Raw genomic sequence first — 15,699 nt, forward strand, 5'->3', positions numbered from 1 at the left:
GGGGTATCGAAGAATGTCACAAAATGAAATATAAAAATCACATAAAAAATTTGATTTTGTGACTTTTGATGTTAGAAAAATATCGCCCGGATGGGAGCGGGCCTCAAGGAGAAACTCGTGAAGCGCGACGATCGCAGACTGGCAATCATGGACATGCTCGTGGAGCACAGGGCTGTCGACCTCGATGAACTGGCGCAGCGATTTTCTGTTTCCCGGATGACCATCCACCGCGATCTGGATGAGTTGGAGCAGGCTGGTGTCTTGCGCAAGGTGCGCGGCGGTGCAACGGCTGATGCCGGCACCCAGTTCGAGAGTGACTTCCGTATTCGCGCCCGTCAGGATGGCGAACCCAAGGATCGCATGGCGCGTGCGGCGCTGGATCTGGTCGAGCCCGGCATGAGCATCATCGTCAATGATGGTTCGACTGCTGCCGTGCTGGGCGCGCGCCTTGTTGAAAAGCGTCCTCTCACCGTGATTACAAACAACGCCGCCGTGATCGATGCCTTGCGCGGTGAAACCGGCATTACGCTGCTGGCACTGGGCGGTCAGTATTCGGCCAAGTTCAATGCCTTCTTCGGTGTTGTGACGGAAGAAACCCTTGGCCGGCTCAAGGCGGATATTGCTTTTATTTCGACGCCGGCCGTGGCCGGTTTGCAAGCCTTTCATATGGACGACGATGTGGTGCGGGCCAAGCAGGCGATGATGGCTGCGGCCACACGCTGCTGTTTGCTGGTCAATCATGCCCGATTTGGGCGCACCGCGCTGCACCTTCTGTCCGACCTGTCACATTTCAACTGGATCATCACCGATGCGTCCCCCGATGCAGACGCCACGGCGGCGCTCAAGGCGGGGCAGATTGGTGTGACTGTCGCAAGGATCTGACCCATGGCTTCACTGCACACCAGCGCCCCCGACTTTTGGGTTGGGACAAGCTGGAAAATGAACAAGACGCTGGCCGAGGCGCGCCAGTTTGCCGAGCGTCTGGCTGCAACGGATGCGAAGCGTGATCCGCGGATCCAGCGGTTTGTCATTCCGTCTTTCACCGCCGTTCGGGAAGTGAAGGCGTTGCTTGGCGCGGCCTCGGTCAAGGTTGGTGCGCAAAACATGCATTGGGATGATGCGGGGGCACTGGACCGGCGAAGTCTCGCCCTTGATGCTGACCGATTGCAATCTGGATCTCGTGGAATTGGGTCATTCGGAGCGCCGCGAACACTTTGGGGAAACGGATCTCACGGTCGGGCTGAAAACCGAAGCTGCCGTGCGCCACGGTCTGACGCCGCTGATCTGCATTGGTGAAACACTGGCAGAGCGCGAAGCAGGCCGTGCCGCAGAGGTTTTGGAAACGCAGGTGCGCGGCGCGCTCGGAGCTTTGTCGGACGACCAGAAACAGGCCGAGATCCTGTTTGCCTATGAACCTGTCTGGGCCATTGGCGTCAATGGTATTCCGGCCTCGTCCGACTATGCCGATGATCGGCAGGCGGAGATTATCGCGGTGGCGCAAGACGTTCTTGGACGGCGCATTCCCTGCCTGTATGGCGGGTCGGTCAACCCCGGAAACTGTGAGGAATTGGCAGCCTGTCCGCATGTCGATGGCTTGTTCATCGGCCGGTCAGCCTGGGACGTCGAGGGCTATCTCGACATCCTGGCGTTGTGTTCTGCTAAACTTGGAGGAAAGTGACATGAAAATTGCGATTGCTGGCGACAGTGCAGGCGAAGGCCTGGCGAAAATCCTGGCCGATCACCTGAAAGGCACTTATGAGGTCGAGGAGATTTCCCGAACCTCCGAGGGGCCGGATGCATTCTATGCAACCTTGTCCGACCGTGTGGCGTCGCAGGTGGTGGAAGGTAAGTATGACCGTGCCATTCTTGTCTGCGGCACGGGCATTGGTGTTTGCATTTCCGCAAACAAGGTTCCCGGCATCCGTGCGGCCCTGACGCATGACACGTATTCTGCGGAGCGTGCAGCGTTGTCGAACAACGCCCAGATCATCACCATGGGTGCGCGCGTCATTGGGGCGGAAGTTGCCAAGACCATTGCGGACGCTTTCCTGAAAGAAACGTTTGATATCAAAGGTCGCTCGGCTGGAAATGTTGCAGCCATCGACGCCGTCGATGCAAAGTACCACGCAAGCTGACGGAGCCTCACTTCTCCGTAGCCGAAGACAGGGATCAAGGTCTGTTTTCGGCTGCGATCCGTCGGCTGTCTAATTCTGGAAGGCGGTTGCGATGCTGAAACTCCCCAATGATGAACCCTCGTCGGCAGAAACGCTGTCGGACTATCTGAAGCGTCAGACGCAGATGGCCGGTGTGGCCGAAATCGTTGCGGCGATCGCAGCCTCGCTTGGTCCAATTGCCGAACGGCTGGCTGTGGGCGGTCTTCCGGGCGATCCGGCGGCCATCGTTGGAACGAATGAAAGCGGTGACCGGCAAAAAGCGCTCGACCTTCAGACCCATGTCTACATGGTTGAGGTGTTGAAAAAAGCCGGTGTGCGGCAGGTTCTCTCTGAAGAAGCCGAAGACGTTATTCTGCTCAATGCGGATGGGGCCTTTGATGTTGCCATCGACCCGATTGACGGCTCGGGAAGCATTGGTACAGGCGCGCCACTCGGCACGCTGTTTTCCGTTCTGGCGGCAGATGATGCGGGTTTCCTGCGCAATGGGTACAGTGTTCTGGCGGCAGGGTACGCCTCGTTTGGTCATTCAGCTGACTTGGGGTTCAGCCTTGGCGAAGGGCTGTGTCTTGCCGTTTATGATCCGGCTGTTGGTGACTACCGCATGTGGCGGGAAGGGCAGATGTTGAAACCGGCGTCGCGTGCGCTGGCCTACAATGCGTCCAATCAGCGTCGTTGGTCCCCGGCCATGCAGCGTTACATTCAAGACGCACTGGCGGGCAGCGATGGACCGCTCGGCGGTGATTTCAACATGCGCTGGCTTGGCGCTGCCGTGGGCGATTTGCACCGCATTGTCTTGCAAGGCGGCATGTTTCTGTATCCCGGTGATAGCCGCCCCGGCTACGAGAATGGCCATCTGCGACTTGTCTATGAAGCGATTCCAATTGCCTTTCTGATGGCTCAGGCGGGTGGCAAGGCAACCGATGGCACTCAACCGATTCTTGAGCGTGTGCCCACAAGTCTGCATGAAAAAGTGCCGCTGATGTTTGGGTCGGCAGAGACGGTCGATACTTTGATGACTTACCTCGGTGGCGGCGTGTAACAGACTCTGCTCGCGCCTGATGTGCAGGGCACCATCATTGGGTTTCGGAGCAGACCATGATTATGCCGTTCTTGCGCTCGATATTTCACATTGGCTCAGGATCGCGGGTATCTGCTGTACGTGCTGAAAAGGTTGGCGTTGAGCCAAGCCTGCGATGATATTCAATGGGATGGGAGGCCCGCAGATGACGAAAACCCAGAAACTGATCAATGATGGCAATGCGGCCGTGGACGAAATGCTGGACGGTGTTCTGGCTGCTCATGCGGATCATTTGTGGCGACCGGAGGATGCGCCGCGTGCGGTGATCGCAAAGTCGGGTCCGCGGCCCGGCAAAGTGGCTGTGATCATTGGCGGCGGATCCGGTCACGAACCCTCATTCCTGGGGTTTGTCGGCAAGGGGCTTGCTGATGCGGCGGCTGTCGGCAATGTCTTCGCCTCACCACCGCCGCAGCCGATCATTGACGCCGCCAAGGCGGCCAACGGAGATGCCGGTGTGCTGTTCCTGTATGGCAATTACGCTGGCGATGTGATGAATTTTGACATGGCGGCGGAATTTCTCGAAATCGACGGGATTGAAGCCCGCACGGTGCTGACCACGGATGACATCGCCTCAGCGCCGGTCGATCAGGCCGGAAAGCGTCGCGGTGTTGCTGGCAATGTCTTCGTGTTCAAGGTAGCGGGTGCGGCGGCCGACAAGATGTATTCCTTCGACGAGGTCGAGCGTGTGGCGCGTCGTGCCAATGCGCGCACCTTCACGATGGGTGTGGCGCTGTCGCCCTGCTCCCTGCCGCAGACCCGCAAGCCAAATTTCGAATTGCCAGCCGGTGAAATGGAAGTCGGCATGGGCATCCACGGCGAGCCGGGCGTTCGCCGTGGTCCGCTGGGCAGTGCCAATGAGACGGTCGATGAAATGATGGACGCGCTGCTTGCCGAGATGAATCCCGCAAAAGGTGATCGCGTTGCTGTGCTGGTCAATTCGCTGGGCGCAACACCGCTGATGGAACTTTACATTCTTCATGCGCGTGTTGCTGCGCGGCTGAAGGCGGCGGGGCTTGCAGCCCATAAGGTTCTGGTCGGGCCATATTGCACCTCGTTGGAAATGGCAGGTGCGTCCATCACCTTGATGCATCTGGATGACGAGCTGACAGAGCTTCTCGATCATCCGTGTGACTGTGCCATGTTTCGGGAGGGTTGAAATGAGTATGTCTTCAGAGGATGTCAAAGCCTTGTTCGTAGCATTGGCCACGAAGATGAGCGAAGAGCGCGATCACCTGTGCCAGCTTGACGGCGTGATCGGTGACGCGGATCACGGCATTGCCATGGAACAAGGCATGACGGCAGCTTCCAAGGCCGCGTCGGAGGTAACCGAAGGCGGCTTGCAGGGCGTGTTTAATGCTGCCGCCAAGGCGTTTCTCAATGCGGTCGGAGCGTCCTCGGGGCCACTGTATGCAACCGCCATGCTCCGGGCGGGCAAGGTGGCCGGAACAGAAAGCTCTGCCCCCAAGGAACTGGTCGGCGATATGATCATCGCCATGCGCGATGGCATCCAGCAACGCGGCAAGGCGGAGCCTTGGCCAGAAAACCATGTTGGATGCCTGGGCTCCTGCAGCCGAGGCTGCCGCTTCGGGTGCATCTTTGCAAGAGATTGCCACAGCCGCTCAAAAAGGCGCAGACGCGACCACCGACATGGTGGCACAAATGGGTCGGGCGGCTCGTTTGGGAGATCGAAGCCGTGGCAACCCCGATCCGGGTGCCGTTTCCGCCGCCATGATCATCACCTGTATGTGCGAACACTTCGACCGTTGAGCCTTGAAGGGATGGCGGTCGTGGAGTTTGCCTTGGCAGGGACTGGTTCCCTGAAATTGGATGTGCCAATATATGCGCCGCACCATTAGGGAGCGCGTCTGTGCTTGTCCATCCGTTTGATGATCATCCTGATCGAGTTCATATGAAGGCACTGGTCACATTCGGTGGCCTGGTTGCCTGCAATATCGCGGCCTGGGTTTGGGTCTGGACCGCCTTTTCCGGGCATCCGGCCCTGCTGGGAACAGCGCTTCTGGCGTATATGTTCGGCCTGCGTCACGCCGTCGATGCGGATCATATCGCGGCCATCGATAATGTCGTGCGCAAGCTTGTGCAAGAAAAGAAACAGCCGTTTTCAACCGGTCTGTTCTTCTCGCTCGGCCATTCCAGTATTGTTTTCATTGCCTCATTCCTGCTGGCGATCACGGCAACAGCTATGCAGGGCGAACTGGAAGCGTTTCACCAGATCGGCAGCGTGATCGGCACCACGGTGTCCGCCGCTTTCCTCATGCTGATCGGGCTGGTCAACCTCGTCATTCTGATTGGCTTGTGGCGGACTTTTCGGCAGGTGTGCGGCGGTGCCCCTCTGGTGGACGAAGAGCTGGATACGCTGTTGTCTGGCCGGGGCTTTCTGGCGCGTCTGTTCCGGCCCATGTTCCAATTGGTGTCACGCTCCTGGCATATGTATCCAATCGGGTTTTTGTTCGGGCTGGGCTTTGATACGGCAACGGAAATCGGGCTTTTGGGCATTGCGTCCGCGCAGGCCGCGCAAGGCATGTCCTATTGGACAATCATGATCTTCCCGACCTTGTTCACGGTCGGCATGGCATTGGTCGATACGCTCGACAGTGCACTGATGACTGAAGCCTATGGGTGGGCGCGCATCAATCCGGTTCGCAAGCTCTGGTACAATCTGACGATGACCTTCGCCTCGGTCGTTGTGGCGCTTTTCGTGGGCGGCCTGGAAACCTGTGGCTTGTTGATCGACAAGCTGTCGTTGCAGGGCAGTGTCTGGGCGTTCATTGGCCACCTGAACGATGATATGGTCAACATCGGCTATGCCGTCGTTGGCCTGTTTCTGGCCAGTTGGGTGGTGTCTCTGGTCTGGTACAAGGTTCGGCGATATGGTGATCTGGGAACGGCGTCGCCGTCCTGATCGCGACATGCTGTGAGCGTCAGCATTCCACCACATTGACGGCCAACCCGCCGAGGCTGGTTTCCTTGTAGCGCTCATTCATGTCCAGGCCGGTCTGGCGCATGGTTTCAATGCAGGCATCAAGCGAGACAAAATGGCTGCCATCCCCCATGACGGCCAATGAGGCGGCGGTGACGGCTTTGACTGCGGCCAGCGCATTGCGTTCAATGCAGGGCACTTGTACCAGCCCGGCAATCGGGTCGCAGGTCATGCCGAGATGATGTTCCAGCGCAATCTCTGCCGCATTTTCCACCTGGTCCGGTGTGCCGCCAACAACTGCGGCAAAGCCTGCGGCTGCCATAGCCGAAGCTGACCCGACTTCCCCCTGACAGCCGACTTCCGCCCCCGAAATCGAGGCATTTGACTTGATAATCCCGCCGATGGCCGCAGACGTCAGCAAAAAGGTGCGAATGCCCTCGGCGTCGGCCCCCTCGTAAAAGCGACTGTAGTATTCAAGCACTGCTGGCACGACTCCAGCCGCCCCGTTGGTGGGCGCGGTCACGACACGACCACCGCCCGCGTTTTCCTCGTTTACGGCCATGGCAAAGACGGACATCCAGTCGTTGGCAAGCAGCGGATTGGCACGGTTGGAGCCTTCCTGCGCCTGAAGATGCTCTCGCAGCGCTTTGGCGCGGCGTTTGACCTTCAGGCCCCCCGGCATGATCCCGTCTTGCGTCATGCCACGGGCGACACAGTCATGCATTGTTTGCCAGATGCGGTCGATGCGGTCGTTCACGTCCTTGCGCGACAGATGCGCTTCTTCATTGGCGCGCTTCATTGCGGCAATCGACAAGCCGCTGTCGCGCGACATTTGCAGCATTTGTCTGGCGTTGGCGAAGGGAAACGGCACTGTTTCCTTGTCCTGACCGATGGGCAGCGGACCGGGTGCGTTCAGCTCCTCTTCGGAGACGACAAAGCCGCCGCCAACGGAATAATACACGCAGCGCAGGATGATCTCTCCTGTCGCGTCGAGCGCTTCGAAGGCCATGCCATTGGTATGACCTGGCAGCATCGTCTTGCGGTCCAGGAGAAGATCATGGTCGGGATCAAACGCATAAGCTGGATGGCCTGCGGGGTGCACCTGTTTGCTCTCTAAAGCCGTCTGGTAAATTGTCGCCATGTCATCGGGATTGATCGTGTCTGGAGCATAGCCGGACAATCCGAAGATCACGGCACGATCCGTCGCATGGCCGACGCCCGTAAAGGCCAGAGACCCATGCAGGGAGGCTCTCAGCCGTACGGCTTGTTGCGAGCTTGCGTGTTGTTTGATGGCGCTCAGGAACGTTGCGGCTGCGGTCATTGGGCCCATGGTGTGTGAGCTGGAAGGGCCGATACCGATTTTGTAGAGATCGAAGATGGACAGAAACACGTGGTTCTCCGTTCCCGGTAGGTCTCAAGAGGAGGGCTGCCCGCAGGCTTGAGCGTGAAAGAGGAGCCACTGGCGTGACACTAATCGGCCTGTACGTGCAAGAGCTTTCTGATGAAAAGTGGGCGTTTCCATCAGGTAGTGGCAGATTTGGAAACCGTGGTTTCCGAGTTTGCGTCTCTTCATGCCTCCTGCGAACGCATTTCTTGGTAAAACTAACAGTTATTCGTCAGATTCTTGTTTTCTGTGTTTTATGCAAGGAAAAGTGTCACAGGGAACCTTCGTTTTATATAAAGTTGTAAATCTTTTATTTGTAGATTTGGCGCGAGTGAAGGGCCTGTTCTTCAATTCGGCAGGCCGTGATTTAAGTATTTTATCGCGCTTTTTTTCAAGGGGAGTCTGTGAGCGAAATGGGGATGTTCCAGTTTTGCTTTTCTCCCGGCAATCGTCTTTAGCGTCGGGGGAATTATGCGCGCTTCAAGGCTTTCCATGCAAAAACGCATTCTTTTACTGATTATTGCCAGCGTGCTCGTCAGCACAACAGTGATCGGGGGAATGGCTGTTGAGCGAATTTATAATGTAACTTTTGCGTTGCAGCGTGAGAAGCTTGCCAGCCAGACCCGGTTGATGGCCCAGCGGTTTCAATTGTCCTATGATCAGGTCGGCAAAGACCTGAAGACGTTATATGGAACACCGTCCATTCAGGGGTTGATACGCTCAGCTGCGAATGGCGGTGTAGACCCGAAAGATGGTTCGACGACCGAGGAATGGACCCAGCGTCTGGAGACGATTTTTGTTTCTCTCTTGCAGAGCGAAGGCAGTTACTTCCAAATTCGCTTCATCAGTTTTGCCGATAACGGACAGGAGCTCATTCGCGTTGATCGCCGAGGCGAGCGGATCGTTCGCGTTATCACGTCGGATCTGCAGAACAAGGCCGGCGAACCTTATTTTTCACGCGCCCGTATGGCCCCGCCGGGTAAAGTCATTTTTTCTGATCTATCCTACAATCGGGAAGAAGGATCGCGAGACCCGCGCAACATTCCGACGATCCGCGGTATGATGCCTGTCTATACACCCAATGGGCGGGCGTTCGGGTTCCTGGTGATCAATGTGGATGATGAGCGGTTTTTGCAGGAGGCGTTGAAGACGATCTCTCCTGAAAAGAAGACCATCGTGGCGATCGGGGACCAGAGCTACATTGAATATGATCCAGAGGCGACGTCACCAGTCGGTCGGATGAAGTTGTCACAGGATCCTGACTTCAAGTTGCCGCCGGAATTGCAGATGATCGACAGCCAGTCACCTGAAGAAGGTCTGGTGCAAAAAGACGGGGTGACGTCATTTCATGTGCGAGTGAATGGTAACTCGCAAAACAACATCCCAAGCCTGACTGTTTTTTATGAAGAAGCGACGGGTATTTTTTACCGAAGCCTGCAAGAGGCGCGCCGCCTGATTGTCGAAGTCGGGCTCATTATGATCCTGGTGTTCGTGGTCATCGCCTTGATTGTTGCGCGACGCATGATGATGCCGTTCAAGAAGATGGTAGACATCATTCTCACCGCTCCGGACAATCGATTGGTCGACGAGTTGCCGGTGCAGCTCGATGACGAGGTTGGGGATCTGGCAAAATCGTTCAAGCGCCGCACTTTGCAGTTTCTGGAAAGTGAAGAGCGCGCGTTGACCATCGTCAACTCCGTGCATGATGGTCTGATGGTGTTTGATGAAAACGGCGTGATTACCCTGCTCAATCCGAGTTGTGAACGCATGTTCGATTGCAAGGCGGAAGATGTTGCGGGACAACGCTTGTCGGCATTACTGGTGAGTGAGCACATCGAGCAGGCCTTGCTGACGGACATCAGGGTTCTGGGACAGGGGGAAGGATCTTCCTTGCTGCGCGAGCTGGATATGACGACCCGAAGCGGCAATGACATTGCGGTTGAAATATCGGTGTCTCAGGTGGGGCTGAATGGAAGTCGGATCTACACCGCTATTCTGCGCGACATCCGGCAGCGACGCGAAATGGATCGGATCAAATCTGAATTTGTGGCAACAGTCTCGCATGAATTGCGTACCCCGTTAGCCTCCATTCGTGGATCGCTCGACGTGATTGATGGCATGATGGCAGATGATTTGCCCGCTCAGATGACCGGGATGTTCCAACTCGCGCGCAAAAACACAGAACGCCTTGTGACACTGGTCAATGACATTCTCGATTTTGAGAAGCTGGCCAGTGCCAAGATGGGGTATTCGCGCAGACTTGTAGAGTTGCACGAAGAGGCCGCGAAGACTGTCTCCATGTTGAAATGGGCCGAGGCCGAGACGGAAGTCCGACTGCTGTGGGACGAAACGGATGAGCGTGTTTTCGTCTTCGTAGACCCGGCACGCTTGCAGCAGGTTTTGACCAATCTGCTGTCCAATGGGTTGAAGTTTTCAGAAGATGCCAGTCGCGTTGATATTCAGATCAGGGTTCATAATGGTCGGGCACGGGTGCTGGTGACGGATGAGGGAATTGGCATCGCGGACGAATATCGGGATCGGATCTTCCAGCCGTTCTTGCAGATTGATTCCACAATCTCGCGTCAGCATCCAGGCACCGGTATGGGCCTGTCTATTGCCCGGCGTCTTGTTGAGGATATGGGCGGGGCCATGGATTTCGAGAGCACACCTTGGTGAGGGCTCATGCTTCTGGTTCGAGTTTCCGTTGGCAGATCCCGAAACGGTGCACATGCAGGATGTGGCAGTAACCGAGGCGTTGCAGGATGATCGCCGTCCTCGCGCGTTGCATCTCGAGGCGGATCCGGTTTTCTCAGACCTTCTTGCCAATGTCATGCAGCAAGACCTGAGGATTGTGAATGCCGCGAGCCTGGCAGCCGCGCGCGAACTCATGGCTGACAACGTGTATGAGGTGCTGATTTTGGGCGATGACCCTGCTGACGGGTCGTCTTTGGCCGTGCTGGATCAGGCAGGCAAGGCAAATGGCTTTATCGTCGTGTCGCTCGCCGACGCTCAGGAGCGCGATACGGACCTGCGCGTTGACCTCTTCCTGAGGAAGTCCTCGACAGAGTACAGCGAAATTCATCGCCGTTTGCAGGCGCTTCTGGCGGCGCATCATAACCCGGAAGATTCAGCCGCATAGAAAAGAACTGCCGTGGCGCATTTCTGTCAGCCAGCGCCTTAGGCACACACAATGGCGTCCTGTTCGGGGCTTGTGTGTACGGGACGGCGTGAGCCATTGGGCGGTTGTCAGGCGATCTGCCGGCCTTCCATCAGCTCCCGCACACGTTTGGCGAGATACATCGCCTCGAACGGCTTTTGAATAACCCCCAGAACGTCTTGCTGAGACAGTTCCTGAAGCTCGCTTTCGAGCACCTTTGCCGTGATGAAAATGACGGGCGTCTTGCTGGTTGCAGGGATCTTCTTGAGCTCTTTACGGGTGGTAATCCCATCCATCTTGGGCATCATGATATCCAGGAGAACGATGTCCGGGTGCCAGTCCGCGGCAACAGTCAGCGCTTCGTGGCCAGAGCAGCAATACCGAATGTCAAAATCGTCGTCTATACCGAGGCAGATGACGGCAATCGAACAGATATCTTCTTCATCATCGACATAAAGCACCTTCGTCGGCATGTAGGGATTTCCTTCCCGATTGTGCGGGCAAGTGCAATTGGCTGCCTTGCTCGGCGTAATTATAGATCTGCTGTCATATGACAGCAATTCCACATCTTGACATGAGGGATGTTGCGTACATCTCTGGGTTGCACCAATGTGTGTTGCGGTTATTTTCTAATCGTGTCCGCTTAAAAATGTGCCTTGACCAATATGCAGGCAAATTACTACGCTTTGATCTGAGACGCACAAGAGACGCAGACTGGTATGCATCTGCGCGCGATGTAAGCCGTTTCAGGTTTTGGCAGAAAGATCGGCGATCTTGGGTGGTTTGTTCGATGTTTGAAGGTCAGGGCCGTAACAGGAGAGGATTGGGGAATGGTTTGGGGTTCATTGAAGGCGTTAAGTTTGTCTGCGGTGCTGGTGGCAGGTGTTATGGCGCCGGCTCATGCGGCTGAGGACAAGCTGACGTTGCAGCTCAAGTGGGTCACACAAGGCCAGTTTGCAGGATATTACGTCGCCAAGGACAAGGGCTTTTACAAGGATGCGGGTCTGGACGTTACGATCAAGCCCGGTGGCCCGGACATTGCTCCACCTCAGGTGATTGCAGGAGGTGGCGCCGATGTGGTTGTTGACTGGATGCCGTCAGCCCTCGCATCACGCGAGAAAGGCGTTCCACTCGTCAATATTGCACAGCCATTCAAGAAGTCCGGCATGGAGCTGACGTGCCTGAAGGAAAGTGGCATCAAGACGCCGCAGGATTTCCCGGGGCATACTCTCGGCGTCTGGTTTTTCGGCAATGAATACCCGTTCCTGTCTTGGATGGCGCATTTGGGCATTCCGACGGATGGGGGCCCCAAGGGGGTCAAGGTCTTGAAGCAGGGGTTCAACGTTGACCCCCTGTTACAGAAGCAGGCCGATTGTATTTCCACGATGACCTACAACGAATATTGGCAGGTGATTGATGCCGGTGTTCCGGCCAGCGACCTCAAGGTCTTCAAATACGAAGACGAGGGTGTCGCAACGTTAGAGGACGGGCTCTATGTGCTTCAGGACAGCCTGAAAGACCCGAAGATGGTCGATAAGCTTGCCCGCTTCGTCAAGGCTTCCATGAAGGGATGGGCCTACACGGCAGACCATCCGGAAGAGGCGACCGACATCGTACTTGAGAATGATGCCACCGGTGCGCAGACGGAAGAAGTGCAGCTGCGCATGATCAAGGAAGTTGCCAAGCTGGTCGACGGATCAGATGGAAAACTGGACATGAAAGCCTACGAACGCACCGTCGACACGCTGTTGTCGGGCGGTTCGGATCCGGTCATCACCAAAAAGCCCGAAGGGGCCACCACTACGGTTGTGACCGACAAGATGTAACGGTGCCTCAATGGAGGGGGCAAAGGTGCATGCGGGTGTCTTGAAGAGAGCGGGGCCGTGACCGGTTCCGCTCTTTTTGTATTTCCAACAGTGCTGATCAAGTCGCCTTGGGCGGCTTTCGGGCATAAAAAAGGAGCGGCAGATGAACACTGCCGCTCCAGTCTGGCTGCTCTTTGCAGGCCTTGGGGTTACTCGGCAGGTTCGACTGCCATCGGGTTATTCGGGTGGGTTGTCCAGTTTGCGTAAGTCTCGCGCACCGGGATGTTGGTTCGCGGATCAACCGATCCCACCGGCATGGCTTCCATGGTGATGCAGTCTTCGACAGGACAGACGTTGACGCAAAGATTGCAGCCGACGCATTCTTCGTCCTTCACTTCAAAGTGACGAGCGCCCTCAACAAGATCCGTGATGGCCTGATGTGAGGTGTCTTCGCAGGCGATGTGACAGCGTCCACATTTGATGCAGAGATCCTGATTGATTTTCGCCTTGGCAATGTAGTTCAGGTTCAGGTGCTGCCAATCGGAGCAATTCGGAATAGCCCTGCCGACCACCTTGTCAACAGATGCGTAGCCCGCGCCGTCCATCCAGTCGCTCAAACCTTCGATCATGTCTTCGACGACCTTGAAACCATAGGTCATGGCAGCCGTACAGACTTGCACATTACCGGCGCCAAGGGCCATGAACTCGGCCGCATCCCGCCAGTTGGTCACGCCGCCGATGCCGGAAATAGGCAGGCCATAGGTGGCTGGATCTCTTGCGATTTCGGCCACCATGTTCAGTGCGATTGGCTTGACGGCAGGGCCGCAGTAGCCGCCATGGGCCCCTTTCCCGTCCACTGTCGGGGTCGGGGCCATCGCATCCAGATCCACGCCAACGATAGAGTTGATCGTATTGATCAGCGACACGGCATCGGCCCCGCCCGCGTTGGCGGCTTGTGCGGGCTTGCGAATATCGGTGATGTTTGGTGTCAGCTTGACGATGACCGGCATCCGGGTGTGTTTTTTGGCCCAGCGGGTGACCATCTCGATGTATTCCGGTACCTGGCCCACGGCAGATCCCATGCCGCGCTCGCTCATACCGTGCGGGCAGCCGAAATTCAGCTCCACGCCATCAGCTTCCGTGTCCTCGACGCGCTTCAGGATGGAAATCCAGCTGTCTTCCTCGCAAGGCACCATCAATGACACGACAAGTGCCCTGTCCGCCCACTTGCGCTTGACCTCCTTGATCTCGCGCAGATTGACCTCCAGCGGACGGTCGGTAATCAGTTCGATGTTGTTGAGGCCGATGAGCTGGCGATCCTTGCCATGGATTGCGCCGTAGCGAGGGCCATTGACATTAACGACGGGCGGATCTTCGCCCAGCGTTTTCCAGACGACACCGCCCCATCCGGCCTTGAACGCGCGTTCGACGTTATACGCCTTGTCGGTGGGGGGCGCGGAGGCCAGCCAGAACGGGTTGGGGGACTTGATGCCGATAAAGTTGCTTCTAAGGTCGGCCATTTCGAACTCTCCTGATGGACACCGGCTCAGGCCGAAAGATAGGTATGGATGGATTGTGCCGCAGTCTTGCCGTCCTGCACGGCGGTCACCGTCAGATCTTCGCCGCCGAGACTGCAATCGCCTCCGGCCCAGACCTTGTCGAGCGAGGTGCGGCCATCCGCGTCAATGCTCAGGCGTCCGGCAGAAAGCTCTGTCGATGTGGCGGATCCGTTCAGGTCTCCGGTTTTAAGTGCTTGTCCTACGGCTTTGAACACCATGTCGGCGGGCAGTCGGAGGATGTCACCGGTGCCTGTCAGGCGACCTGTGGCGTCCTCGGTTGTGCGTTCCAGGTCGATGGCTGTAAGGTGGTCCTTCTCACGGATCAGGGCATGTGGCTGCGCCCATGTCAGGATTTTGACGCCATTTGTTTGTGCCAGGTCTTGTTCATAGCCACTGGCGTTCATCCGGTCTTGTCCTCGCCGATAGGCGATGGTCACATCGTCAGCCCCAAGGCGTTTGATTTGCACGGCAATATCAACCGCTGTCATACCGCCACCGATGACGACCACACGACGCCCGACCGGCAGCTTCGACAGGTCATCGCTCTGGCGCAGCGTCTCGATGTAATCGACGGCATTGAGAACCTGTCCGAGGTCTTCGTCTTCCAGACCCAGCGCATTGACTGCGGCAAGGCCGATGCCCAGGAACACCGCGTCATAAGTGTCGCGCAGATGCGCCAGCGACAGGTTCACGCCCAGCGTCTTGCCGGTTTCGATGCTCATGCCGCCAGTCGCCAGAATGAATTCAACCTCACGGGCCGCGAAATCATCGACGGATTTATAGGAGGCTATGCCGTATTCGTTGAGGCCGCCGGCTTTTGCTCGCGCTTCGAACAGCGTGACGTCGTGACCGTGGACGGCCAGAGCGTGGGCACAGGCGAGACCGGCTGGACCTGCGCCAACCACGGCCACCCGCTTTCCTGTCGCTGGGGCGCGCTCAAATGGCGGGCGTGTGTGCCCATCCATGTAGTGATCTGTGGCGAAGCGCTGTAATTGGCCAATGCGAATGGGCTTGTCTTCTGCAACATTGCGTACGCAGACCTGTTCGCACAGGGTCTCTGTCGGGCAGACACGGGCGCACATTCCGCCCATGATGTTTTCCCGGAAGATCGTCTTCGCGGCGCCATCCGGATTGCCCGTTGAAATCTGGCGAATGAATTGGGGGATGTCGATGCTCGTCGGACAAGCCTGCATGCACGGTGCATCATAGCAAAAGTAGCAGCGGTCAGCTTCCACCAACGCCTCATGTGCATCCAGTCTTGGGTGCAGGTCGCTGAAGTTGTGAATGTACTCTTCGTCAGACAAACGCCCCGATGCGATGTCTGGAACTGCAGGTGTCTCGGCCATTTGACCTCCGGAAGAAAGGTGATGTCATCACGTTTCGCCCTCTTTCTTTGTGGTGAAGAGGATCTTGTCCGGTATTGGGAAATTTTTTGAACGACTAGTCAAATATTTTTATTTGCGAATATTATATGAATAAAATAATCATATTTTATTAGATAGGAAATTCAACAGGTTGTCACAAAACGAGCAGTTGCGTAAAATAATGGCACGCCTCAAAATTGCGCGGTAAACTGCCCCTCGCGCGTTTGTCACGCGCAAGGA

Annotated in this window: 12 protein-coding genes and 2 pseudogenes; 10 read left to right on the forward strand and 4 right to left on the reverse strand. The window is 56.7% G+C overall.

Annotated elements, in window-relative coordinates; translation table 11 throughout:
* Positions 1–117 precede the first annotated feature (117 nt).
* The 7 genes and pseudogenes from AC0L7U_RS12015 (at position 118) to AC0L7U_RS12045 (ending at position 6,172) form a co-directional block, all read left to right on the forward strand.
* Positions 118–882, forward strand: a complete 765-nt coding sequence (locus AC0L7U_RS12015) for a DeoR/GlpR family DNA-binding transcription regulator (RefSeq protein WP_473690956.1) — start codon at positions 118–120, stop codon at positions 880–882.
* Positions 883–885: 3 nt separating this feature from the next.
* Positions 886–1,678 (forward strand): annotated as a pseudogene (locus AC0L7U_RS12020) (triose-phosphate isomerase).
* Position 1,679: 1 nt separating this feature from the next.
* Positions 1,680–2,135 carry a D-erythrulose-4-phosphate isomerase gene (gene derI, locus AC0L7U_RS12025; RefSeq protein ID WP_473690958.1) on the forward strand — a complete coding sequence of 152 codons (456 nt, stop codon included), beginning with the start codon at positions 1,680–1,682 and terminating at the stop codon, positions 2,133–2,135.
* A 91-nt stretch (positions 2,136–2,226) separates the two neighbouring features.
* The gene (locus AC0L7U_RS12030; RefSeq protein ID WP_473690960.1) at positions 2,227–3,213 is read left to right on the forward strand and encodes a class 1 fructose-bisphosphatase; all 987 of its coding nucleotides are present in this window, start codon (positions 2,227–2,229) and stop codon (positions 3,211–3,213) included.
* 184 nt (positions 3,214–3,397) lie between these two features.
* Entirely contained in the window at positions 3,398–4,408 is a 1,011-nt protein-coding gene (locus AC0L7U_RS12035; protein ID WP_473690962.1) for a dihydroxyacetone kinase subunit DhaK, read from the forward strand.
* Between the two features lies 1 nt (position 4,409).
* A pseudogene (dhaL, locus tag AC0L7U_RS12040) lies at positions 4,410–5,019 on the forward strand (dihydroxyacetone kinase subunit DhaL).
* A gap of 100 nt (positions 5,020–5,119) precedes the next feature.
* A complete protein-coding gene (locus AC0L7U_RS12045; RefSeq protein WP_473690964.1) occupies positions 5,120–6,172 on the forward strand; it encodes a HoxN/HupN/NixA family nickel/cobalt transporter in 1,053 nt (350 codons plus the stop codon).
* A gap of 19 nt (positions 6,173–6,191) precedes the next feature.
* Here AC0L7U_RS12045 and AC0L7U_RS12050 read toward each other — a convergent pair whose 3' ends face one another.
* Positions 6,192–7,580 (reverse strand): L-serine ammonia-lyase, encoded by a 1,389-nt coding sequence (locus AC0L7U_RS12050; RefSeq protein ID WP_473690965.1) that lies wholly within the window; start codon positions 7,578–7,580, stop codon positions 6,192–6,194.
* A gap of 486 nt (positions 7,581–8,066) precedes the next feature.
* Between AC0L7U_RS12050 and AC0L7U_RS12055 the strand changes: the two genes are divergently transcribed.
* Together AC0L7U_RS12055 and AC0L7U_RS12060 are read left to right on the forward strand one after the other, a co-directional pair.
* Positions 8,067–10,250, forward strand: coding sequence for an ATP-binding protein (locus AC0L7U_RS12055; protein ID WP_473690967.1), 2,184 nt, complete (start codon positions 8,067–8,069; stop codon positions 10,248–10,250).
* A 28-nt stretch (positions 10,251–10,278) separates the two neighbouring features.
* Positions 10,279–10,713 carry a hypothetical protein gene (locus AC0L7U_RS12060; RefSeq protein WP_473690969.1) on the forward strand — a complete coding sequence of 145 codons (435 nt, stop codon included), beginning with the start codon at positions 10,279–10,281 and terminating at the stop codon, positions 10,711–10,713.
* Positions 10,714–10,820: 107 nt separating this feature from the next.
* Here the strand turns inward: AC0L7U_RS12060 and AC0L7U_RS12065 are convergent, their stop codons facing one another.
* Entirely contained in the window at positions 10,821–11,204 is a 384-nt protein-coding gene (locus AC0L7U_RS12065; protein WP_473690971.1) for a response regulator, read from the reverse strand.
* A 357-nt stretch (positions 11,205–11,561) separates the two neighbouring features.
* Here AC0L7U_RS12065 and AC0L7U_RS12070 point away from each other — a divergent pair, with 357 nt between their 5' ends.
* Entirely contained in the window at positions 11,562–12,557 is a 996-nt protein-coding gene (locus tag AC0L7U_RS12070; protein WP_473690973.1) for an ABC transporter substrate-binding protein, read from the forward strand.
* A 188-nt stretch (positions 12,558–12,745) separates the two neighbouring features.
* Here AC0L7U_RS12070 and preA read toward each other — a convergent pair whose 3' ends face one another.
* Positions 12,746–14,056 (reverse strand): NAD-dependent dihydropyrimidine dehydrogenase subunit PreA, encoded by a 1,311-nt coding sequence (gene preA / locus AC0L7U_RS12075; RefSeq protein WP_473690976.1) that lies wholly within the window; start codon positions 14,054–14,056, stop codon positions 12,746–12,748.
* Between the two features lie 26 nt (positions 14,057–14,082).
* Positions 14,083–15,441 (reverse strand): NAD(P)-dependent oxidoreductase, encoded by a 1,359-nt coding sequence (locus tag AC0L7U_RS12080; protein ID WP_473690978.1) that lies wholly within the window; start codon positions 15,439–15,441, stop codon positions 14,083–14,085.
* Between the last annotated feature and the right edge of the window lie 258 nt (positions 15,442–15,699).

It is taken from the genome of Roseibium sp. 10G30-5, from assembly GCF_055809635.1.